Origin of the sequence: Caulobacter sp. UC70_42 (genome assembly GCF_044056025.1) — a bacterium.
GTDB lineage: Bacteria > Pseudomonadota > Alphaproteobacteria > Caulobacterales > Caulobacteraceae > Caulobacter.
The window spans coordinates 750,771-772,957 of sequence record NZ_CP171994.1 but is presented as its reverse complement, the minus strand read 5'-3'; the positions used below and the strand labels follow the sequence as shown (position 1 = coordinate 772,957).

General features: G+C 67.9%; 19 protein-coding genes. 9 read left to right on the top strand and 10 right to left on the bottom strand.

All coding sequences use genetic code 11. From position 1 onward, the window contains the following. Positions 1 to 75: 75 nt before the first annotated feature. From ACHMW8_RS03975 to ACHMW8_RS03965, 3 genes are read left to right on the top strand one after another with little or no spacing between them, the layout of a single operon-like run. Complete coding sequence (locus ACHMW8_RS03975; protein WP_395444819.1) at positions 76 to 1,794, top strand: DUF1800 family protein; 1,719 nt, start codon at positions 76 to 78, stop codon at positions 1,792 to 1,794. Positions 1,795 to 1,802: 8 nt separating this feature from the next. Next, positions 1,803 to 3,170, top strand: a complete 1,368-nt coding sequence (locus tag ACHMW8_RS03970; protein WP_395444818.1) for a DUF1501 domain-containing protein — start codon at positions 1,803 to 1,805, stop codon at positions 3,168 to 3,170. 40 nt (positions 3,171 to 3,210) lie between these two features. Next, a complete protein-coding gene (locus ACHMW8_RS03965) occupies positions 3,211 to 4,206 on the top strand; it encodes an acyltransferase family protein (RefSeq protein ID WP_395444817.1) in 996 nt (331 codons plus the stop codon). 47 nt (positions 4,207 to 4,253) lie between these two features. On the opposite strand, the gene ACHMW8_RS03960 is transcribed toward ACHMW8_RS03965, so the two are convergent. From ACHMW8_RS03960 to fdxA, 6 genes are all read right to left on the bottom strand, one after another. Further along, entirely contained in the window at positions 4,254 to 4,526 is a 273-nt protein-coding gene (locus ACHMW8_RS03960; RefSeq protein ID WP_395445892.1) for a DUF6491 family protein, read from the bottom strand. 234 nt (positions 4,527 to 4,760) lie between these two features. Next, a complete protein-coding gene (locus tag ACHMW8_RS03955; RefSeq protein WP_395444816.1) occupies positions 4,761 to 6,050 on the bottom strand; it encodes a DUF5690 family protein in 1,290 nt (429 codons plus the stop codon). 107 nt (positions 6,051 to 6,157) lie between these two features. Then, positions 6,158 to 7,378 (bottom strand): TonB family protein, encoded by a 1,221-nt coding sequence (locus tag ACHMW8_RS03950; protein ID WP_395444815.1) that lies wholly within the window; start codon positions 7,376 to 7,378, stop codon positions 6,158 to 6,160. After that, complete coding sequence (locus ACHMW8_RS03945; protein ID WP_125155283.1) at positions 7,375 to 7,737, bottom strand: BlaI/MecI/CopY family transcriptional regulator; 363 nt, start codon at positions 7,735 to 7,737, stop codon at positions 7,375 to 7,377. Before ACHMW8_RS03945 ends, ACHMW8_RS03950 begins: the two co-directional genes overlap by 4 nt. 146 nt (positions 7,738 to 7,883) lie before the next feature. Beyond that, a complete protein-coding gene (locus ACHMW8_RS03940) occupies positions 7,884 to 8,387 on the bottom strand; it encodes a CarD family transcriptional regulator (protein ID WP_125155284.1) in 504 nt (167 codons plus the stop codon). Between the two features lie 462 nt (positions 8,388 to 8,849). After that, the gene (gene fdxA / locus ACHMW8_RS03935; protein WP_125155285.1) at positions 8,850 to 9,191 is read right to left on the bottom strand and encodes a ferredoxin FdxA; all 342 of its coding nucleotides are present in this window, start codon (positions 9,189 to 9,191) and stop codon (positions 8,850 to 8,852) included. 263 nt (positions 9,192 to 9,454) lie between these two features. On the opposite strand from fdxA, the gene ACHMW8_RS03930 reads away from it, so the two are divergent. Both ACHMW8_RS03930 and ACHMW8_RS03925 read left to right on the top strand, forming a co-directional pair. Continuing rightward, on the top strand, positions 9,455 to 11,557 hold the full coding sequence (locus ACHMW8_RS03930) for a putative bifunctional diguanylate cyclase/phosphodiesterase (RefSeq protein WP_395444814.1): 2,103 nt from the start codon (positions 9,455 to 9,457) through the stop codon (positions 11,555 to 11,557). Between the two features lie 36 nt (positions 11,558 to 11,593). After that, on the top strand, positions 11,594 to 12,928 hold the full coding sequence (locus ACHMW8_RS03925; protein ID WP_395444813.1) for an ATP-binding protein: 1,335 nt from the start codon (positions 11,594 to 11,596) through the stop codon (positions 12,926 to 12,928). Here the strand turns inward: ACHMW8_RS03925 and ACHMW8_RS03920 are convergent. Both ACHMW8_RS03920 and ACHMW8_RS03915 read right to left on the bottom strand, forming a co-directional pair. Continuing rightward, the gene (locus ACHMW8_RS03920; protein ID WP_125155288.1) at positions 12,925 to 13,212 is read right to left on the bottom strand and encodes an RNA-binding S4 domain-containing protein; all 288 of its coding nucleotides are present in this window, start codon (positions 13,210 to 13,212) and stop codon (positions 12,925 to 12,927) included. The genes ACHMW8_RS03925 and ACHMW8_RS03920 overlap by 4 nt on opposite strands. Further along, on the bottom strand, positions 13,209 to 15,767 hold the full coding sequence (locus tag ACHMW8_RS03915) for a helicase-related protein (RefSeq protein WP_395444812.1): 2,559 nt from the start codon (positions 15,765 to 15,767) through the stop codon (positions 13,209 to 13,211). Before ACHMW8_RS03915 ends, ACHMW8_RS03920 begins: the two co-directional genes overlap by 4 nt. A 133-nt stretch (positions 15,768 to 15,900) precedes the next feature. Between ACHMW8_RS03915 and ACHMW8_RS03910 the strand changes: the two genes are divergently transcribed. Continuing rightward, a complete protein-coding gene (locus ACHMW8_RS03910) occupies positions 15,901 to 17,529 on the top strand; it encodes a hypothetical protein (RefSeq protein WP_395444811.1) in 1,629 nt (542 codons plus the stop codon). Continuing rightward, entirely contained in the window at positions 17,471 to 18,037 is a 567-nt protein-coding gene (locus ACHMW8_RS03905) for a hypothetical protein (protein WP_395444810.1), read from the top strand. The genes ACHMW8_RS03910 and ACHMW8_RS03905 overlap by 59 nt, the downstream gene beginning before the upstream one ends. Here the strand turns inward: ACHMW8_RS03905 and ACHMW8_RS03900 are convergent. Continuing rightward, the gene (locus ACHMW8_RS03900; protein WP_395444809.1) at positions 18,034 to 19,665 is read right to left on the bottom strand and encodes an amidohydrolase; all 1,632 of its coding nucleotides are present in this window, start codon (positions 19,663 to 19,665) and stop codon (positions 18,034 to 18,036) included. The two genes, ACHMW8_RS03905 and ACHMW8_RS03900, sit on opposite strands and share 4 nt — an antisense overlap. A gap of 82 nt (positions 19,666 to 19,747) precedes the next feature. Here ACHMW8_RS03900 and ACHMW8_RS03895 point away from each other — a divergent pair, with 82 nt between their 5' ends. Continuing rightward, on the top strand, positions 19,748 to 20,323 hold the full coding sequence (locus ACHMW8_RS03895; protein WP_395444808.1) for a methylated-DNA--[protein]-cysteine S-methyltransferase: 576 nt from the start codon (positions 19,748 to 19,750) through the stop codon (positions 20,321 to 20,323). 207 nt (positions 20,324 to 20,530) lie between these two features. On the opposite strand, the gene ACHMW8_RS03890 is transcribed toward ACHMW8_RS03895, so the two are convergent. Further along, complete coding sequence (locus tag ACHMW8_RS03890) at positions 20,531 to 21,025, bottom strand: DUF3617 domain-containing protein (protein WP_395444807.1); 495 nt, start codon at positions 21,023 to 21,025, stop codon at positions 20,531 to 20,533. 268 nt (positions 21,026 to 21,293) lie between these two features. Between ACHMW8_RS03890 and rpmB the strand changes: the two genes are divergently transcribed. Next, positions 21,294 to 21,593, top strand: coding sequence for a 50S ribosomal protein L28 (rpmB, locus tag ACHMW8_RS03885; protein ID WP_125155294.1), 300 nt, complete (start codon positions 21,294 to 21,296; stop codon positions 21,591 to 21,593). The last annotated feature ends 594 nt before the right edge of the window (positions 21,594 to 22,187 follow it).

Here is a 22,187-nt window from a genome sequence, read left to right as displayed (position 1 = left end):
CGCCCAACCCTTCAATTTTCCTGGTTTTCCAGCTTAAGGCGCGTTGCCCCCTCGCGGCGCGTCAGGGACCTTGTCATGCGTAAACAGGACCTTGGCTCGGCGGCCGCGCTGAGTTTGGCTTTCTTCCTCACCGCCTGCGGCGGCGGCTCAAGCGGCGACAGCGGCGGCGGATCGTCCAGCGCCGAAAAGCCCGCGTCGATCGCGACCGGCGGCCTGGGCGGCACCTCGCCGACGGCGCCGGAGGACTTCACCCGCGAAACGGCCGCCCGTCTCGCCAAGCAGGGTAGCTTTGGGCCGACGCTCGAGCTGATCGATCATATCTACGCCCTGGGCGGCGCGGAAGCGTGGCTGAACGAGCAGTTCGCGCTTTCCTCGAGCAGCTACGCCGACATAGCGGCCAAGCCCGTGCCGAGCAACTTCTGCTCGACCCTGACCGGGACCGATCTGACCAACTGCAATCGCGACAACTTCACGGCCACGCCGATGCAGATGCGGTTCTACGCCAACGCCATCGGCAAGGAGGATCAGCTGCGCCAGCGGGTCGCCTTCGCCCTGTCGCAAATCGTCGTCGCCTCGGCCGTCGAAGTCGGCAACACCGCCGGCCTGGCGACCTTCAACCAGATCCTGCTGAGCAACGCGTTCGGCAACTACCGCGACATCCTCAAGGCCGTCACCCTGAACCCGTACATGGGCGACTACCTGGACATGGCCGACAGCAACAAGAGCCAGCCCAACGAGAACTACGCCCGCGAACTGATGCAATTGTTCTCGGTCGGCACGGTCCTGCTGAATCCCGACGGTACGCCGCAGACGGACAACGCCGGCGCGACCATCGCCGCCTACAGCAACACCGACGTCAAGGAAGTGGCCCGGGCGCTCAGCGGCTGGACCTACGCCCGCCTGAACGGCGCGGCCCTGACCGACAACACCAATCGCGACTGGACCAAGCCGATGGTGGTCTATGCCGCGCGCTACGATACCGGCGCCAAGAGCTTCCTGGGCAAGACCGTGCCGGCCAACGCCACCCAGCAGGCCAGCGTCGACGCCGTGGTGGACGCGGTGTTCAACCACCCCAACACCGGCTCCTACATCTGCAAGCGGCTGATCCAGCAACTGACCATCGCCAATCCGACCCCGGCCTATGTCGGGCGGGTCGCGGCCGTCTTCGCCGACAACGGCGCGGGCGTGCGCGGCGACATGAAGGCGGTGGTCAAGGCGATCTACCTGGACAGCGAGGCCCGCGCTGGCTCGCAACTGCCGGGCAAGGTCAAGGAGCCGGTGCTGCTGGCCACGTCGCTTGCCCGGGCGATCGGCTACACGACCGACGGCTATGCCCTCACGACGCGCGACGCCGGCATGGGCCAGGCCCCGTTCCGCGCGCCGTCGGTGTTCAACTACTACCCCTACGACTTCCCGTTGCCGCAAGGCGCGGGTCTGCTCAGCCCGGTCACCAAGCTGATGACCACCTCCACCATCATCGCCCGCCACAACTTCCTCTACGACTGGACGGTCGGCGGCGACGCCACGCGCGGCGAGTTCAAGCCGACCCTCGGCGCCACCGGCACGATCCCCAACTGGGCCAGTTGGGAAGCCAACGGGACGAACGACGGCAAGACCATCGACCGCATCAACCTCGTGCTGCTGAACGGTACGATGACGTCCGCCCAGCGCCAGGCGCTGGTGACGGCCATGGCCGCCGTTAAGAACAACGACCCGGCCCTGCAGGCCCGCAAGCGCGCCCAGGTCGCTCTCTACATCGCGGCGTCGTCGCCGCTCTTCCAAGTCGATCGGTAGGCGTAACCATGACCGTTTCTCGTCGTGAAATCATGCAGATGGTCGCGGGCGGCTCGGCTGTCGCGGCCTTGGGCCAACTGGGCCTCTCCAGCGCGCTCGCCGCCGATGGCGGCGCCTACCGCGCCATGGTCGGCGTCTTCCTGTTTGGCGGCAACGACGCCTGGAACATGGTGGCGCCCACCGACGGCCGCTATGCCGACTACGCCAAGCAGCGCGGGGCGAGCCTGGCCCTGGCTCAGAGCAGCCTCGCGCCCCTGACCGGCACGGCCTTCGGTCTGCACGGGTCGATGACCGCCCTGAAGTCTGTCTGGGACGACGGCGGCTTGGGCGTGGTGCTCAACACCGGCACGCTGTTCGCGCCCCTGACCAAGGCCCTCTACACCAGCCGCCCTGACCTGCGCCCGGTCAATCTGATGTCCCACGAGGACCAGCAGAACCAGTGGCAGGGCATGCGCATGCGGGCCGCCAACAAGGACGGCTTCATGGGGCGGATCCACGACCGCGCCGGCAGCACGGCCAACCTGCCGCCGCTGATCTCGATCGCCGGCTCGAACCTGGCCCTGATCGGCGACCGCACCGCGCCGCTGATCCTGCCGTCGTCGGGCTCGATCGTCCGCAACGGCTACAACGCCGCCAGCAACGACGCGGCGGTGAAGGCCCGCCAGGCCGCCCTGGACGTCTTCGCCGACGCCGCCTCGTACGGCGCCATCACCGATCTTACGGGCAAGGGTATGTCCTCGGCCTACGCCCAGGCGGTGCAGGCCAACAGCATCGTCACGGCGACGACCTCGGCGGTGGACAAGCACTTCGTCAATCCGACCACCGGCGCGGCCCTGACGTCGGACATCTCCCGCCAGCTGCTGCGGGCGGCTCGGATGATCGAGGCGCGCAACACCCTGGGCCACGCCAAGCAGACCTTCTTCGTCAGCCAGGGGGGCTACGACACCCACACCAACCAGGTCGCGGCGCACAAGAACCTCTATGCCGATCTCGGCAACGCCCTGGCCGGCTTCTACAACGCCATGAAGGCCTTGGGCCTGCAGGACAATGTCACGGCCTTCACGATGTCGGACTTCGGCCGGGTCTACAAAGGCAACGCCAGCGGCGGCAGCGACCACGCCTGGGGCTCCAACCACCTGGTGGTCGGCGGCGCCCTGGCCAACGGCAAGGTCCATGGCCGCTATCCGGACGTGACCTTCGGCGGCCCCGAAGACGCCTCCAACGACGGCCGCTGGATCCCCTCGATCGCCACCGAGGAATATGTCGGCGCTATCGCCCGATGGTACGGCGTCAGCGCCGCCGATCTGCCCTATGTGTTCCCCAATTGGAGCGCTTGGAACGGCGGCGGGCGTGGGCCGGTGCCGCTGTTCGGCTAACCGCTTGCCAGGTCGGGACGGGCGCCCTTAAGCAGGGTGGGTGTCTCGGCCCGGCTCACCCGCGAATGGCTTCGACTGCCTCCGGCTGATCGCGGCCGCGCTGGTGGTGGTTCATCACGCCCGCGTGCTGAACGGCGCCGCGCCTTGGATGATCGGATGGGGACCCGATCCCGGCGCGCTGGGCGTCGGGATCTTCTTCGTGATCAGCGGCTATCTGGTCACCGCAAGTCTGCGCCGCACGCCTGGCGTCGGCGTCTTCCTGGCCAAGCGGGTCTTGCGCATCGCGCCGGGCCTGCTGGCGGCCCTGCTTCTGACCGCGCTGGTGCTGGGGCCGCTGGTCAGCGACCTTCCGGTCGCGGACTATTTCGGCGACGCCGCGCCGTTGCTCTATGTGCTCAAGAATTTCAGCCTCTACGCCGTCACCTACGACCTGCCGGGTGTTTTCGCGGACGCGCCGTACCCCAATGTCGTCAATGGTTCGCTGTGGAGCCTGCGGCTGGAGTTCACCGCCTATCTGTGTCTGGCCGCGCTCGGCGCCCTGCGGTTGGCGCGCGCGCCGGTGCTGGCCGGGCTGGCGCTGCTGGCGGGTGGAGCTTTCCTGGTCGTCCACTTCACCGGCCTCGACACGCGGGGCGAACTGGCGCGGCTGGCCTCGCTGGCGACCCTGAACGGCTGGCTGTTCCTGTGCGGGGCGGCGCTCGAGGCGTTTGACGTCAAGCCGCCGGCCTGGACGGCGGCGGTCGGTCTCGTCCTGCTGCCGACCCCGGCCTGGTTCCTGGGTCTGCCCCTGGCCGTCGTGGCCCTGGGCCGAATGCCGGCGCCGAGGCTGCCGGCGGACCTGTCCTATGGCCTCTATATCTACAGTTTCCCGCTTCAGCAGGTGCTGGCCGAACACGGCCGCCTCGATGTGCTGACCTCGCTGGCCCTGGCCCTGCCGTTCGCGGCGGCGTCGTGGTTCCTGGTCGAGAAGCCGGCCCTGCGTCTGAAGGCGCGCCTGCCTGGCGCGGTGAACCTGGCTCTCAGGCCGGTGTTTTGACGCATTTTCTTGACGACGAACCGGCATCCACTTCGTCGGAAAATGCTCTAGGACTTCGGTTTCTTCTTCTTCAGCCTCAGCTCTTCGGGGGTCAGCTTCCGGACCGCGGTTACCGGATAGCGCTGCACGCCGAACGGGCCTGGCGCGATCACCGTGGCGTCCATGCCCTGACACACCCACGAACTGCCGCGCGCTTCGACCGCGATGCGCTGGGCGGTATCGATGTCGCGGGCCGGCGAGAACAGGGTCAGGCGCCAGACGTTACGCGGACCGATCGAGACGTCGACGGTCTGGTCATCGACGACGCTGAAGCCGTTGATGTCGTCGGCCCGGAAGCACTGGCTGCGATCGGGCTTGGGCTTTTCGGGCTTATCGGCCGCGAAGGCTGGAAGCGGCGCCGAGGATGGCCAGCACGGCCGCCGAGGCGATCAGGACACGCATGAGCTCTTACTTCCAAGGACGCCCGCCGTCGGCATTGTCGCGCCGACGCTGGTTAAAGTTCAAGGGGCGCCGGGCGCGGTTCATCGCGAGATCGCATGCCGACCTGGACGGGGTCATGGCTTCGCCAGAAGGCGGTTGGCGAAGAACAGGCCGACCAGGCCCAGTCCGCAGGCGACATAGGCCCCGATGGCCAGGAACTGGCCCCAGGCGATGTCGAAGTGACCGAACGACTTCACCAGCAGCAGCGAGATGCTGCCGACATAGCCGAACGAGTCCGCCACATAGATCAGGAAGCCGGCGGTGCCGACCTTGCCGGTGGCGGCGATCATCCGGTCGAACAACATGGCGTTGAACGGCGTGTAGCCCATGTAGAGCCCGGCGCCCGCCAGGATCATCCACCAGACTGGCGGCAGCATGTGCAACTGGTAGGCCAGGGTCGAGGCGCCCAGCAGGGCGAAGCCCAGGGCCACGAAGCCGATGTTGAAGGTCACCGCGCGGCGGTTGTCCTTGACCCCCATCAGAGCGGCCAGGCCCACCAGAACGATGGCCGCCACCGGCAGCTCCGACAGGGTGAAGATCGAGGCGGCGTTCGGAAAGCCCAGCTCGGCCCAGATCTCGGCCGAGAAGTTGTCGCGGAAATCGCGCAGGGCCGTCAGCATCACATAGACCGCGATCAGCAGGATCAGGGCCGGGGCGTGGGCGGCGAACAGGGCGGCGCGATCCTTTGCGTTCATCGGCGCGCGGCGCACGCGCTCGGCCTCGTCGGCGGGCGAGGGCGGCGGCAACTGGGCCAGAGCGACCACGGCGATCAGCATCAGCGGCGCGAAGACCAGACCCGCCACGGCCGGCATCCACTTTTCGTCGACATTGGACAGCAGCAGCATCTTGCCGACCGACTTGGCTACGCCCGACGACAGGATGAAGCTGGCGCACAGCATGGCGCCCAGGACCTCGGTCAGGCGACGGCCTTCCAGAAAGCCGAACACCAGGCCCCAGATCATGCCCAGGCACAGGCCGTTCAGATACAGCGCCATCGGCCCGATCGCCGCGGGCAGCACGCCGAACAGCAGCAGCGCCAACTGAGCCCCGAAGATCAGGATCAGGATGGCCGCGGCCCGCCGGCTGGCCCTCATCTCGGAGATCACCTTGACCCCGATGAACTTGGCGGTGGCGTAGCCGGCGACCTGGGCGATCACGAGGGCGATCTTGAAGTCGAAGGCGAACGGCCAGCCGTCGGGATGGGCGAAGGCGGCCGCGGTGAACGGTTTGCGATAGCCGAACATGGCGAAATAGACGGCGAACGACGAAAGACCGCCGTAGAGCGCGAACACCCAGGGCGGGGCCGAGGCCAGGAAGCGGGTGACCGCGCCTTGCGGGGCTTTGGCTTCGGCCCTGGCGTCCATGCGAAATTTCGTCCCCAAGGCTGAAGGTCTTCAGCTAGCCTGCTTTGTCGCGCGCGGGCAATCAGGGGAACGAAGGCGCTCCGTGGTCGGAGCGCCTTCTGGTCAGGCTACTGGCTGGGGGCGTCGGGCCCGGCCTGGAAAACGATCGGAATGGTGACCTTGCCGCCGGCGGTCGGCTTGCCGTCCAGCGAGGCCGGCTTCATCTGGAAGTACTGGGTCAGCGCCAGGGTCGCCTCGCCGAAGCCAGCCTCCGTCGGGCTTTCCGAAAGCACCGTGCAGTTCTCAAGATGCCCGTCGAGCTTGACGTCGCAACTGACCGTCGACCGGCCGGGGAGGTGCGCCTTGGCGGCCTCGGCCGGATAGTAGCGCACCAGATCCTGGGCGGTCGGCTTCGTGGCCCAATCCGGCGCGATGATCGAAGGCTTGGCGGGCGCGGGGGTGGCGGCCCAGACCGTGCCGGCGCCGGCCAGGGCGATCGCGCCGACCAGGACCAGACCCGCGCGCCGGCGGGCGGTCGTCGTGGAAACAACATTCAGCATCATCAGTCTCTCCTTCAGGGGATGGACGCCGGTCGCCGGCCAGTGGCAGCCGAACGGTGCGGAAAAAGGGGTCATGGCGGCGCCGAGCAGCAGTTCGGCGTAGAGGCGCCGGTCTTCGGGGCTGGCGGTGGTGACGGCGGCGTCGCAGGCGATCTCCTGGTCGACGCGGAAACGCCGGGCGCCGAGGTGAGCCAGCGGGTTGAACCAGGCCAGGCAGCGCAGGCCGACCACCAATCCATTGATCGCGGCGTCGCCGCGCGCCTGATGGACCCGCTCGTGTTCGAGGACCAGGCGGCGGGCTGGGCCGGCGAAGCGCGTCTCGAAGTCGGCCGGGACGACGATGCGCGGTCGAACAGCGCCCAGCAGCATCGGCCCGCCGCCCAGGTGCTCGCCACGCAGAATGTCGGGATCGCTCTCCAGCGCTGTGAGGCGGCCCAGCGCGCGGGCGAACTGAACCTGGCGCGCGGCGAACAACACCGCCGTGATCACCACGCCGCACGCCCAGACCGCGACCAGCCAGGGCGTCAGACTTGCCGCCTGCCGGGCCACGGGGGCCAGGCCGCGCGCGCCGGCGCCGACCAGGGTTACGACGGGCGTGGCGACCGCCGGCGGGGCATGGACGGGGAGCAGGCCCGCCAGCAAGCAGATCGGGGCGACCAGCCATAGGGCGTAGGCGGCCAGCGGGCCGAAGCGCTCTCGCACGGGTCGGCGCAGGGCAAGGATCGCCAGGACGGCGAGGGCGAGGACCAGGTTGGCCTGGAGGACGACGGGAAGGATCGCCGCGCTCATTTGCCGATCTTCTCGATCAGGGCCTTCAACTCGGCGATGTCCTCGTCGCTGAGCTTGTCGCCTTCAGAAAAGTGGGTGACCAGCGGCGCCAGACGGCCGCCGAACAGCCGATCCAGCAGGCCCTGGCTCTCGCTCTGGACATAGGATCCGCGCGAGACCAGCGGCGAATAGAGGTAGCGCCGGCCCTCGGCCTGGGCGGCGATGGCCTTCTTCTTCAGGAGGCGGCTGATCAGCACCTTCACAGTGCCCTCGGTCCAACCTTGCGGTTCGCGGACCTCGGCCATGATGGCCTCCGAGGTCAGGGGGCTACGGCGCCACAGCGCCTCCATCACGACGCTTTCCGCCGAACTGATCTTCATGGTCGCCTCCTGATGACAGCCGTCAACGAGTCGACGTTGACAGCTGTCATCGGATTGGTCAACCGCTGTTCGTCAAGGGCGCGGGCAAACAAAAACGCCCCCCGCGAGGCGAGGGGCGTTTTCGGTAGCCGGAACGGCAGGGACGCTTAGGCGGCCTTGACCAGCGACTTGGTCAGGATGCCGATGGCGGCTTCGCGGTCGATGCGCTCGATGGCGGCGACTTCGCGGGCCATGCGGTCCAGGGCCGATTCATACAGCTGGCGTTCCGAGTAGGACTGTTCCGGCTGGTTCTCTGCGCGGTGCAGGTCGCGGACCACCTCGGCGATCGAGATCAGGTCGCCCGAATTGATCTTGGCTTCATATTCCTGGGCGCGACGCGACCACATGGTGCGCTTCACGCGGGCGCGGCCCTTCAGGGTGGTGAGCGCCTGCGAAACGGTGCCGCCTTCCGCCAGCGGACGCAGACCGGCCGTCTTGGCCTTCTTGGTCGGAACGCGGAGGGTCATTTTCTCGTGGTCGAAGGTGATGACGTAGACTTCGAGCGACATACCGGCCACTTCCTGGGTCTCGACCGCCTGAATGGTGCCAACGCCGTGCGCGGGGTAAACGACGTGGTCGCTGACCGAGAATTCCAGACCGCTCTTGCTCATGTTCGTCCTCATCTATGCGGGCCCGCGGGGCCCGAACGCCGTGTTCCATTCCCAAATCAAAAACGACAGGTTCTTGCTCCGCGGAAGAAGGTGCGCGGGGCCAGACCTGTCAGGATTGGGAATAGATCTCTAAGACACCCTTCGCCTTCGATCGGGCGGGCCGGTTCAAACTGGTTTGCTGAAACGGCTTCTTCGACAAGACGGACCGTCGCGATTAGCCGCAACCGTCACGTCGACAGCGACAATAGCATAAAAATTCAGCCCTATGAAAGGGTTGCGTCCGGCAAAGGCGGGCGCGCCGCCAAGCTTTCGCGGCTTGGCGGGGGATCAAGCTTGAGAAATCGCGACGGAGCGCGGCAGTCGAAATCTAAGCGGCTTCAACGCCCGCCACATTCCTGGCGCTGGAAGCCGAGCCTGCCGACCCGTTTCTGATATCCCACCAGAACGGGCGCGCCAGCGAGCTTACGAGCCCTTGCCGGGCTTTTCGCTGAAGTACTTCTCGAACTTGCCGGTCTCGCGCTCGAAATCCTCGCGGTCGGCGGGCGGCTCGCCCTTGACGGTGATGTTCGGCCAGATCTTGGCGTAGTCGGCGTTGATCTTCAGCCATTTGCCGTCCGGTTCATCCTCGGTGTCCGGCTTGATGGCGTCGATCGGGCACTCCGGCTCGCAGACGCCGCAGTCGATGCATTCGTCGGGATTGATGACGAGGAAGTTCTCGCCCTCGTAGAAGCAATCAACCGGACATACCTCCACGCAGTCCATGAACTTGCAGCGGACGCAGGCGTCGGTGACGATGTAGGTCATCGATAACTCGAATGATGTCGGACAGAGTTCGGCGCGGGCGTTTTCGAAGTCTGAAGCTCGCTTGTCAATGCGGCTTGGCCGCGCGCGCGCCCAGGAATTCTCTATGCGTAGCCAGTCTCTGCCCTCTTTCTGAGGCCGTGCCCGACGGACGCGACAATGCGCCCTTCGGAGGTGTTGCCGCCGCAAACACTTTCTTATCGAACGAACGCCAATATGTGGGATTGGAAACGCCCAATAAAAACAAAGTCGGGAAGCCGACACCGATGAAAATTGAAGCCTTGGCCGCCCAACCCGTTCCAGAGGCCGACGCCGCCACGCGCGCCCTGGCCAAGGCGCGCGCCCGTGCGTTCGGCGAGTTCGTCCGCGAGGTTCCGTTCGCCGCGGCCTTGTTGGATCGCGACCTTGTGCTGGTCGCCGTCAGCCGCGAGTGGGCGCGGCAAGGCATAGCGCCCAGCCTGACCCTCGGCGACGACGCCGGAGCGGGCGGTCTGGTGGCGTCCGAGGACGTCGGATCGCTGCTGATCTGCGCCGAGGCGGGTATCGCCTTCTCGCGCTACCTGCCGACCGTCGACGCCGAGGGCGCGCAGCGTGTCTGGCGCACCGAGTTCAGCGCCTGCCGGGACGCGGCCTCAGGGGGCGAGGAGACCTATGCGGTGATGATCACCGCGCGCGACGTCACCGGCTATGCCGACAGCGTACTGCGCGCCGAGCGCGACAAGCAGCGCCTGACCATGGCTCTGGAACTGGATGATCTGCTGGTCCGCGAATACGACCTGCGGACCAAGGAGGTCTATTTCTCGGGCCACGCGCCCGCTCTGCAGAAGTACTGCACCTTCAAGGACGACCCGCTCGAGATCGTCGATCCCGAGGACCGCCAGCGCTGCGCCGACCTGGTGGCCACCCGCAAGATCGGCGAGGCGCGGGTCTTCGAGTTCAAGCTCAATCGTGAGGATGGCGTCGAGACCTGGGTCCGCTCGGTCGGCAAGGTGTTCGTCGGCGCCGACGGCAAGCCCGAGAAGCTGGTCAATCTCTTCAAGGACATCACCGACCGCCGCCGCCAGACCGAGGCGATCGAGACCCTGGCCTTCAAGGATCCACTGACCGGGCTGCCCAACCGCGCCCTGTTCCAGCACCGCTTCCAGGAGGCGGTGACGGCGTCCGAGACGCTGGGCGAGATGTTCGGCCTGATCATGATCGATGTCGATCATTTCAAGGACATCAACGACAGCCTGGGCCATGACGCCGGCGACGCCCTGCTCAAGCGACTGGCCGGCATGTTGCAGCGCGCCTTCCGCAGCAACGACACGGTGGCGCGCCTTGGCGGCGACGAGTTCGCGGTGATCCTCAGGGGACTGCACGGCGAAGCCGACATGACCCGGCCGATCGGCAAGCTGCAGGACCTGCTGCGCCAGCCGATCGAGCACGGCGGCCGCAGTTTCACGGCCAGCGCCAGCATCGGAGCCGCCCTGCATGGCGACCCGGACGCCGATCCGGCCCACATGATCAAGAACGCCGACATCGCGCTCTATCGCGCCAAGGAGGCCGGCCGGAACCGCAGCATCGTGTTCGAGCCGTCGATGCGCTCCGAGGTCGAGCGGCGGCTCGAGCTGCTGCGCGACGTCCGCGCGGCCCTGGTCGAGAACGAGTTCACATTGTTCTACCAGCCGGTGGTCGATATCCGCGAGAACAGGGTCGCCGGCTTCGAGGCCCTGATGCGCTGGGTCCACCCCGAGCAGGGCGTGCTGACTCCGGCCCGCTTCATGGCGGCGTTCGAGGACCAGGACCTTTCCCTGAAGCTGGGCGACGTCGCCTTCGAAGCGGCGCTGAAGCAGATGCGCCAGTGGCTGGAGGACGGCGTCGAGTTCGGCCGCGTGGCGGTCAATATCAGCTCGGCCCAGTTCCGTTCGGGCCGCCTGGCCGAGGAAATCCAGGAGCGCCTGGCGCGCTGGAACGTGCCTTGCGAGCGGCTGACCATCGAGGTCACCGAGAACGTCTATATGGGCTGGGGTTCGGATCTCGTCAGCAGCACCGTCAAGCAGTTGCACGACGCCGGGGTGATGATCGCGCTGGACGACTTCGGCACCGGTTACGCCAGCCTCGCCAACCTGCGCCAATTCCCGATCGACCGCCTGAAGATCGACAAGTCCTTCGTTCAGAACACCGAGGACGAGGCCATCGTGAAAGCGGTGATCACCCTGGGCTCCTCGATGGGCATGAAGGTGGTCGCCGAGGGGGTCGAGGACGCCGCGCAGCTGAAGGCGTTGGAGCACTATGGCTGCGACCAGGTCCAGGGCTACCATTTCGGCCGGCCCATGCCGGCGGACGAGGTGGCCGGATTTCTGAAGGGGTTTGGGGTCAACCCCTAGTGGCCTTGGGCCCACGGCCTCGTATAGCCTGAGGGCATGACTCTGACGATGGGCAAGGCGCCGTGGCGATCTCGCGGCTTCGTGGGGCGGTCCATCTGGGTGGTGGTCGCCGTCGTGCTGGTGCAACTGGGCGCCAGCGTCGCCTTCTATAGCGCCATCGATCGCCAGACGCTGCGCGAAGACCACGCGCGGCGGATCGGCGAGCTGCTGGTCGTCGGCGAGCGAGTGGCTAAGCTGGGCGAGGCCGATTTCGACAAGGTCATGACCTCGCACTACATGGAGGCCAAGGTCGCGATCCTGCCGCCGGAGGGGTCGCCGGTCACGCGCAGCCGGATGGCCGAGGCCAACGCCATCGCCGACTATGTCCGCCAGTGGGAGCCGAGCCTCGCCGCGCGATCGCTGCGCCTGTGGTCCGAAAGCCGGCCCGAGGGCGGCCGAGACCTGGTCGGGGTCATGGGGCTGGAGGACGGCCGGTGGCTGACCTTCCGCTCGCGCAACTTCCCCCGACCCTGGCCGATCGCCCTGCGCGCGGTGGCCACGACCCTGGTCTTCTCCCTGGCTTGCGTGGCTTTGGGCGCCTATGCGCTGCGTCAGCTGGGCGAGCCGCTGCGTCGCCTGACCGAGGCTTCGCGCCAGGTCGGCGCGGCGCCGCCGTCGCCCATCGTGATCGAAGGGCCCAACGACATCGTCGAGCTGGGCCGGGCGTTCAACGACATGCAGCGCCGCATCGCGGGCCTGATCGAAGACCAGGCTCGGGCCATGGAGGCGCTCAGCCACGACCTGCGCACGCCGCTGGCCCGCCTGACCCTGGCGGCGGACTATATCGAGCCGGACGACATCAAGACCCTGGTGGCCGACAATGTCGGCGAACTGGACGCGATGCTGCGATCGCTCTCGGACTGGCTGCGCGCCCAGCACTCGTCCAGCACCGCCGAGGTCGTTGACCTGCCTTCGTTGATCCAAGGCGTGACGGCCCGATGGCCGGAGGCGGCGCGCTACGAAGGCGGCAAGGCTCTGGAGATCACCACCCATCGTGGCCCTCTGGAGCAGGCGCTGATCCGGCTGGTGGACAACGCCGTGCGCTTCGGCGGTCAGGCGCGCGTCAGGCTTGTCGCGGGCGGTCCGGAGGGGCCGTTGATCGAGGTGCTGGACCAGGGGCCGGGCCTGACCGCCGACGCCATGGCCCGCATCTACGAACCGTTCTTTCGAGGCGACGCGGCGCGGGCTCGCGACACCGGCGGCTTCGGCCTCGGCATTCCCACCGCCGAGCGGCTGATCAATCGATTCGGCGGCAAGCTGGCGATCGGCAATCGCGACGGCGGCGGAGTCGTCGCCAGGATCTGGCCGCCCGCGGCGGCGACGGAGGGCTAACCCTCGACGGCCTCGTACAGTCCGCGCGCCTCGGTCGCCGGACCTCGGCGCTCGCCGCAGTCCAGAACGCGCACGGCGATCAGGCGGCCGCCCAGGCCGAACACCACCACGTCGCCGGGCTTCACCGTGCGCGAGGGCTTGTCGATACGGCTCTCGGTTCCGGCGCGCGTCAGGCGGATGCGGCCCTCGTCGACGAACCTGGCGGCCAGGGAGCGGGTCTTGAAGAAGCGGGCGCGCCACAGCCACACGTCGGCGCGGACGGAGTCTCCATGGACGTCCGTCATGACGCGGCCTGCTTGGCCGCGGCTGGCTTGCGCCGCCGCGGCCGCTTGCGGCGCTCGGGCGGAGGCGGCGGTTCGGTCAGCTTGGCGAGCGCGGCGAATGGCGAGTCCGGGCGCGCCTTGACCGGCTTCTGCTCCAGCTTGGCGGCGCCGCGACGCTTCCAGACGATCGGCTGGTCGGGCTTGGCGCGGATCGCCGGGGTGTAGTCGAGCGCGCGCAGGACGTTGGACGCCTGCTTGGCGGTCCAGCCCAAGGTCTCCAGCGCCTTGTCGGTCAGCACCACGCCGCCGTGCTGCTGCTCGGCGCGCAGCAGGGCGTCCAGCTCTTCCAGCGCTCCCACCGGAATGCTGAAGCCGGCCACGGCGCGCAGGCCGCTGGCCGACAGTTCGCGGGCCGACGGCTCGGGCGAGGGCAGGGGCTCAAGCGTCGTCAGCGCGCCGCGCCAGCCGGTCGGGTTAAGGGCGCGGGCGCAGGCCACGGCCTCGGCCTTCAGCACGGCGGGACAGTAGAGGCTGAACGCGCCGATCCGCACGCCCAGGCTCTTGAGCGTGCGGCGCTCGGCCTGGCTCAGGGCCTTCAGTTCCGGATCGACGGGGCGCTTGTCCAGCACGCCGCCCGCCTCCAGCAGCCGGTGGGCGACGCCGCGCGGCAGGCCGCGAAGCTCGCCGCCGGCCAGGGCGCGCTCCAGCTTGCGCAATGGGGCCAGGTGCCTGTCGACCTCCGAGGCGAGGAAGGCGTCCAGACGCCGCTCGGCTCGCTCGCGCACGGCGGCGGGGCCCAGCTCGCCCAGCAGGCGGGCGCGGGGCGACAGCAGGGGCAGGTCGCGGCGCACGGCCCCGGCCGCCTCGCCCCGCCACAGGATCGCGCTGTCGGGCGTCAGGGCGAAGGCGTCGTCGGCTTCGCTGGCCAGCAAGCCCAAACGCTTGGCGATCTCGGGCCCGACCGCGCGCTGGGCGGCGTTGCGTAGAGCTTTCTCTTCGAGGGGCGAGGTCGCCTTGACCGGGGTGAAGGCGACGCCCGACAGGTGGCCGACGACGTGACCCTCGACCGTCACCTCGCCGTCCTGGCCGACGCCGGCATAGAGCGTCTCGCGTTCGCCCAACTGTTTCATGAGCACGCTGGTGCGCCGGTCGATGAACCGGGCCATCAGCTTCTCGTGCAGGGTGTCGCTGATCCGATCCTCAAGCTGGCGGGTCAGGCCCTGCCAGTGGGCGGGATTGGCCACCCAGTCCGGGCGGTTGGCGATATAGCTGAGCGTGCGCACGCCCGACAGGCGGCCGGCCAGGCTGTCGATTTCGCCGTCGACGCGGTCAAGCGCCTTGTACTGGCTGTTGATCCAGTCCTCGGGCAGGCGCTTGCGGCCGGTGGTCAGGTCGTCGAACAGAGTGCGCGCCATGCGCTGGTGGTCGTCGTCGGTGGTCTTGCGGAAGTCCGGCGTCTGGCACACGTCCCACAGACGCAGCAGCGCCGAGCGGTCGGTCTTGCAGCGCTTGATCACGTCTTCCTGCTGGGCCAGGGCGCGCAGGGTGCGTTCGTCCAGGGCTTCCTGCGACAGGGACAGGCCGTTGCGCTTGGGCGTCTCGTTCAGCGAGCGCAGCAGGCCGGGCAGGGAGCCGAAGTCGAGGCGGGCGTTGCGCCATTCGGCCTGGGTGATCGGCTCGAACGTGTGGCTCTCGACGGCTTCAACGAGGTCCTCGTCGATCTCCTCGCAGTCGCTGGTGACCCCGAAGGTGCCGTCGCGGGTGTAGCGGCCCGCCCGGCCGGCGATCTGGCCGACCTCCTGCGGATAGAGCCAGCGGGTGCGCTTGCCGTCGAACTTGCGCAGGCCGGCGAAGGCCACGTGGTCGACGTCCATGTTCAGGCCCATGCCGATGGCGTCGGTGGCCACCAGGAAGTCGACCTCGCCCGACTGGTAGAGCGCGACCTGAGCGTTGCGGGTGCGGGGGCTGAGGCTCCCCATCACGACCGCCGCGCCCCCCCTCTGGCGCCGGATCAGCTCGGCGATCGCATAGACCGCGTCGGTGGAGAAGGCGACGATCGCCGTGCGCCGCGGCAGGCGGGTCAGCTTCTTGGAGCCGGCGTAGGAGAGGTTCGAAAACCTCTCGCGCGAGACGATCTCGGCGTCCGGCAGCAGGCGACGGACCAGCGGAGCCATGGTGCCCGCGCCCAGGAACATGGTCTCGAACTTGCCGCGCGCGTGCAGCAGGCGGTGGGTGAAGATATGGCCGCGCTCGGGATCGGCGCACAGCTGGATTTCGTCGACCGCCAGGAACTCGACCTCGCGGGCCAGCGGCATGGCCTCGACCGTGCAGACGAAATAGACCGCCCGGGCCGGGACGATCTTCTCCTCGCCGGTGATCAGCGCCACCGAGGCCTTGCCGCGCAGCTTGACGACGCGATCATAAATCTCGCGCGCCAGCAGGCGCAGCGGCAGGCCGATCATGCCCGAGCCATGGGCCAGCATGCGTTCGACGGCCAGGTGGGTCTTGCCGGTATTGGTCGGGCCCAGGACCGCGGTCAGCTTCGAAGGAGCCAGGCCGGTCGAACGATCACTCATGGATTCAAGGTGGGGCGGGAATCGTGACGAGGCAAGGCGGTGCGGCGCCGCCGTGACTTCACGTCCGATGGAGCTGGACAACCCTCTCACCCTTGGGTAGCGCTAGGGCAACGTTCTTGGGGGCTGGAGCGTCGTGCAGCGTTTTGTATCGGCCAGATCGGCCATGTTCGCCGTGCTCGTTCTGGCGGCGGTCGTCCTGTTCCACATCGTCATCGGCTTGCCGCTGCTGAGCGCGGACCACGACTACTGGCTCGAGCCGGGCGGCGACATGGCCACGATGATGGCGGGTCACTACGCCATCATCGACCAACCCTGGCATTTCCCGCTGGGCGTGACGACCGCGCTGCGCGGCGAGGCCGTACCCACATCGATCGTCTACACCGACAGCCTGCCGTGGCTGACGCTGATCATGAAAGCCTTGGGTCTAGGTCGGGTGTTGAACCCGCTGGCCCTGTTCCTGCTGATCGCCTACGTCGCCCAGGCCCTGGCCATGGTTGCTCTGCTGCGGGCCTGCGGCGTGAGGCGCCTGTCGTCCCTGTTGCTGGGAGGACTGTTGTCGCTGTTCTTCCCGGCCTGGCTTTCGCGCCAGCTGGGCCATATCGCCCTGGCTGGCCATTTTCTGCTGATCCTGGGCGCGACCTGGACCGTACTGGTCGCGCGGTTCGGTCTCACCCGTCGGCGGATCATCGAGATCGCCATGCTCGGTCTGGTGGCCACGGGAACCCACCCCTACCATCTCGTGCCGGTGGCCGCCTGCCTGGGCGCGGGCTTGTTGTCGGAGCTGCTGCAGCGGCGCGCCAAGGCCTGGACCAATGCGGCTGTCACCGCGGTCGCCTTCGTCGCCGCCGTCGCTTTCGCCGCCTGGGCGCTGGGCTATGGCGGCGTCGGCATGTCCGGCGGTGGCGTGTCGTTGGGCTCCTTCTCGATGAACGTTCTGGGCCCGCTCTGGCCCCAGGCCTCGGCCCTGGCCGGGCAGACATGGAACGGCGTCTGGTTCACCGGCACGCTGGAGGTCCTGGGCCAGCCGTTCGAGGGCTACAACTATCTCGGCGCGGGCGTGCTGCTGATCGTCTTCGCCGCCGGAGTCCAGGTCGTGATTGGCCTGGTGCGCGGCCGGAAGCCGGACGCCGCGGCCTGGCGCCGCTTTGGGCCGTTGATCGCCGCTCTGGTCGTGCTGACCGTCTACGCGATCGGACCGCGCCCCTATTTCGGGCCTTTCCTGATGTTCGACGTCGGGCGTCCGACAGGACTGTTCGGCGACATCGTCGGCTTGTTCCGCTGCCACGGACGATTCTTCTGGATCGTCGGCTACGCGATCCTGGCGTTCGGCGTCGTCCAGGTCGATCGTCTCCAGCCCGGCCGCCTGGGCATCGGCCTGCTAGTCCTGGCCCTGGCGCCTGCAGGTCGCCGACATGAGCCAGATGATCCGCGCCGTTCGTGGCGTCTATGTGCGGACGACGCCTTTCTACGACGCCGTGCTGCGCACCGATCCGGCGCTCGAAGGCCGTCCTTGGCGCTTCCAGCCGGTGATCGAGTGCTCCAGCAATGTCGACGCCTGGGCGACGATGCAGATGTCGCATCTGGCGTTGCGCCGCCACGGCGTCTCCAATTCCGGACCGGTGGCCCGCCCGCTTGTGGTCAGTTGCGAGGTCGAGTCGGCGGCCAAGGTCGACGCCGCGCCCGGAGACCGGACGATCACCGCCGTGATCGGCGACCCCGTCGAGAAGCCTGCCCTGTTCGAGGCCTTCGGCCAGCGCTCTGACTGCTACCGTTTCGTTCGAGGCCTGCTGTGCGGGCGCGGCCTTGAGACGGTCCGGGGGCTGCAGCCCTATGTCGCCGTCTCCGCCAAGCAGCTGGCCGACGCGCCGGTGATCTACCTGAACAAGGGCGTCAAGCCCCCGGAGCTCGGGCCGGGCTGGGGCCTGCCCGAGCAGTTCGCCATCTGGAGCGACGGCAAGGCCGCGTGGCTGATCCTGGACACCCAAGGCGCGCGCGATTTCGTGCTGCTTCTGAACGTCATCGCCATCGGCCCGTCAAAGGACGACACCCAGGCGATCGAGGTGGTGCTGGACGGCAAGGTCCAGCGTCGCACGCGGATCACCCGTGGCGTCTTCTCGGTCCAGATCAGCGGCGCGACCCCAGGCAAGCCGACCAAGGTCGAGTTGCGCCTGCCCGAGGCCGCCGCGCCGCCGCCGTTCCATGGGGTCCCTGATCCCCGCTTGCTGGGTATCGGGGTCAACGAGATCCGCGTGGTCCCGCTGAACTCCTAACGGCTGAACACCACCTTGCCGTCGACCACGGTCAGCACCGGCTGGGCGGTGAGGATCTCCTTGGGTTCGATGGTCATCAGATCCTTGTCGAAGGCGGTCAGGTCGGCCTTCTTGCCGGCCTCCAGCGTGCCCAGCTCCTTCTCGCGAAACACGGCGTAGGCGGGAGCCAGGGTCAGCATCTTCAGGGCCTCGGCGCGGGTGACCGCTTCTTCCAGATGCCAGTCGGCGTTGGCGAAGCCGTCCAGGCTGTGGCGGTAGACGGCGGCGTAGAACTCGATGCGCGGGTCGCCGACCTCGACCGGGGCGTCCGAGCCGGCCGCGACCACGACACCGGCCTTCAGGAAGTCCTTCCAGCGATAGCCCTCGTGCAGGCGGTCCTTGCCCAGGCGCGCGGGCGCGAAATAGAGGTCGCCGATGGCGTGGCTGGGCTGCATCGAGGCGATGACGCCCAGCTTGGCGAAGCGCGGCACGTCGGTGTCGGCGACGATCTGTGCGTGCTCGATGCGCCAGCGCGCCTTCATATCGCCGGCCAGGCTTTGCTCGAACCAGTCCAGGGTCATGCGGTTGCCGCGGTCGCCGATGGCGTGCATGGCCACCTGGGCGTTCACGGCCCTGGCCTGCTTCATCAGCGCCAGACCCCTGTCCTGCGGGGTCAGCTGCAATCCAAGCCCTTCAGCATCGCTGTAAGGCTCGAGGAGCGCCGCGCCGCGCGAGCCCAGGGCGCCGTCCATGTAGAGCTTGATCCCGCGCGTCCGGATCAGGCCGGTGGCGTCGGTCTGGGGACCCTTGCTCAGCACCTCGGCCGCGCCGCTGGGGTCCATGTAGTTGTCGACGCGGATGTGGAAGCTTCCCTTGGCGGCCTCGTCGCGCAGCAAGGCCAGGTCGTCGGTCATGACGCTCATATTGTCGAGGCCGGTCCAGCCGCGCGCGGCGTAGAGCGCGCCCGCCTTGCGCAGGGCCTCGCGCTTCAGCGCCTCGCTGGGAGGCGGGATGACGTCCTCGATCAGCGCCTGGGCGTGGTCGATCAACATGCCGTCCGGCTGGCCATCGGCGCCCTTGAGGATCTGGCCGCCCGCCGGCGCGGCCGTGGCGGCGGTGATCCCGGCCTTGGCTAGGGCGGCGGACGAGGCGACGCTGGCGTGGCCGTCCGATCGTCCCAGCACCACGATCCGCCCCGGCGCGGCGGCGTCGAGATCGGCCTTGGTGGGGAAGCGCTTCTCGGGCCAGTGGGTCTCGATCCAGCCCCGGCCATAGATCGCGCCCTCCGGATGGGCGGCGGCATAGGCCTTCACGGCGGCGACCAGCTCGGCGACCGACTTCACCTGGTCGAGATTGAGGGTCAGTTCGCGCAGGCCGATGCCGGTCAGGTGGGCGTGGGCGTCGACGAAGCCGGGGTAGGCGGCGGCGCCCTTCAGGTCGATGTCGCGGACGTCCTTGGCGGCCTTGGCCTTGGCGGCGGCCAGATCGCCGACGAACAGGATCCTGTCGTCGCGGACCAGCACCGCTTGCGCGATCGGCTTGGCGTCAACGCCGGTGTGGATCGGGCCGCCGTGGATCAGGATGTCGCCTGCGTTCGCGGCCGTAAAAGAGGTCGCGGCCAGCAGGGCGGCGAGCAGGATCCGGCGCAAGGTGACCTCCGAAGCTTAGCAAGTTTCGGAAAACGTACGGCGCGCCCCTCCCAAGTCGCAACAGGCCTGCTATTTTTTCGTCATGAGCGCCCAGCGTTTTGTCCTGTTCGACACGATCATCGGCCGCTGCGGCGTCGCCTGGGGCGATCGCGGCCTCATCGGCCTGCAACTGCCGGAGAGCTCGCCGGGCGCGGCCTGGGCAAAGCTGCGCAAGCGCTTCCCCGACGCGGTCGAGGACGAGCCGACCGCCGAGATCGAGGCGATCATCGAGCGTGTCCGCGGACTGTTGGCCGGCGGTCGCGACGACCTGACCGACATCCCGCTCGACCTGGACGGCCAGCCGGCCTTCAACCTGCGGGTCTATGAGATCGCCCGGGCCATCACGCCGGGCGAGACCTCAACCTATGGCGAGGTGGCCAAGGCGATGGGCGAGCCGGGCGCGGCGCGGGCCGTCGGCAAGGCCCTGGGCGAGAACCCCTGGCCGATCGTGGTGCCCTGCCATCGGGTGCTGGGCGCTTCGGGCGATCTGGGCGGCTTTTCCGCGCCGGGCGGGGCGGAAACCAAGGCCAGGCTGTTGACCCTCGAGAAGGCGCGGACAGACGCGGTCCCGACGCTGTTCGACCTGGAGTTCTCGGTCGCGCCGCGGCGTGGGGGCTGAAGGCGGACGCCCGCTTTCCTAGGATGGGATTTCGGCGATGTCCGAGGACCGTCCGCTCACGCCTCTTAACGCGCGGTAACGCTTCTTCGAACAGGGGCGAAACGAATCATGAACCGAATCGGCGACGTCGGCCAATTCGGTGTTTGTTCCCTACAAGCTATTGTAGCTTAAAGCGGATTAACCACAAATGGGTTTCGCGGAGCGGCGTTACCTCGATGTCGTTTCCGGGGCCTTTTCCGCCGTCTTCTCTTCTGGCGCGCACTCGGCCGCGACGCGCTTGGCGTTCATGCTGCCGGCCAGGTTCATGCCGCTGATGGTCTTGATGTGGATGTCCATCTTGAAGCTCTCGGGCGTGTAGCTGCCCTCGGCCGTCACCGGTGAGACGCGGTCCTTCTTGTCGGTCCAGGTGCCCTTCAGCTGGATCTTGCCGTCCCTGACGACATTGGTCGTGTAGTCGCAGCGGTAGCGCCGGGTGCAGATGCCGCGCGAAAACTGCTCGGCGTCGGCGGGCTTGAGGCACTTGCGCTCGCTGCTGACCGGGATCACCCCGACCTTGTAGTCGTACTCCCACTGACCCGGGAGAATCGTCGTCTTGCTCGAGGCGGACGTCTTGGCTGCCGCCGCGTGGACAACGGGCTGGGCCAGGGTGACGCCGCCAGCGGCGAGAACCAGAATGGCGGCGGCAAGGGCGGTCGAACGCATGCGGCGGGTCTCCTTCATACCGCTCCTATATAGAGCGGCATATGAACCCTGCTTGAAGGCGGAGGTTGGGCGGCCGGTTCCTTGTCGGGGCGCCGGCGCGGATGCGGGACATCCTTGGCCAGACGCCTTGACTTCAGGGGCGACCCTTCGCCTATATCGCCCGCTCTCGCGCGGTCGGCCTAGTCCAGTCGCGTGTCCGAATTCATATCTTATCGGGACCAGGCTCTTCACCGAGCCAGACGGTTTCGCCCAAGCCAAGGTAACCACCATGTCGCGCCGTTGCGAACTTACCGGTATCGGTCCGATGGTCGGCCACAATGTGAGCCACTCGAACATCAAGACCAAGCGCCGCTTCCTGCCGGCCCTGTCGCCCGCCACGCTCCAGTCGGAGTCGCTGGGCCAGAGCTTCAAGCTGCGCATCAGCAACGCGGCCCTGCGCACCCTGGACTTCAAGGGCGGCTTGGACGTGTTCCTGCTGGGCGCCAAGGACGAGCAGCTGTCGCCGCGCGCCCTGAAGATCAAGTCGCAGGTCAAGGCCAAGGCCAAGGCCGCCGCTCAAGCCGCCTAAGGCTTCACGGTCTCGACTGACGATTGAAAGCCCGCCGGGAGCGATCCCGGCGGGCTTTTCGTCGTGGGCGAGGTCGCGGAAGGCGAGCGTGATCCGCGGCGGATGTTTAGAGCGTCGCCGTTGGGTGGGGTAGGCCATTGCCAAGCTTAAGCGCCGGCGGCGCGGAGAGCACCACAGCGGCGTATCGATCGGCAGGTTCAGGGGATGGTTCGTCAGCCCGTCCTCACGTGTTGGCGGAGGGGGCGTAGTCTACTGCTTTGGGACGCTGGCTTCGGGCGTGAAAAAGCTACCTTGCAAGGGAATGGAGCATGGTGTTCGCCCTAGGCGAAGCTCGCCCTGGCGACTCTTCGGCTTCTTGCCGACGCCAAAGGGGATCGAACAGTTGAAGACGCGGAAGTAGTCGCCGTCCGGGTTCGCGCCCTTGGGCTTGGGTTCGCCATAGCTCCCGCCCGACGATCCCGCTGCGACGACCGCATCGTAGTAGGCCCGCTTCCCAGGGTCTATCGCGGCATTGTAGCTAGGAGCCCCGGCGCGGAGCCGGCCAAGCCGCTCAGCACAAGCTTCTCGCTCCTCCCGTGACCGGAAGGTCCCTTC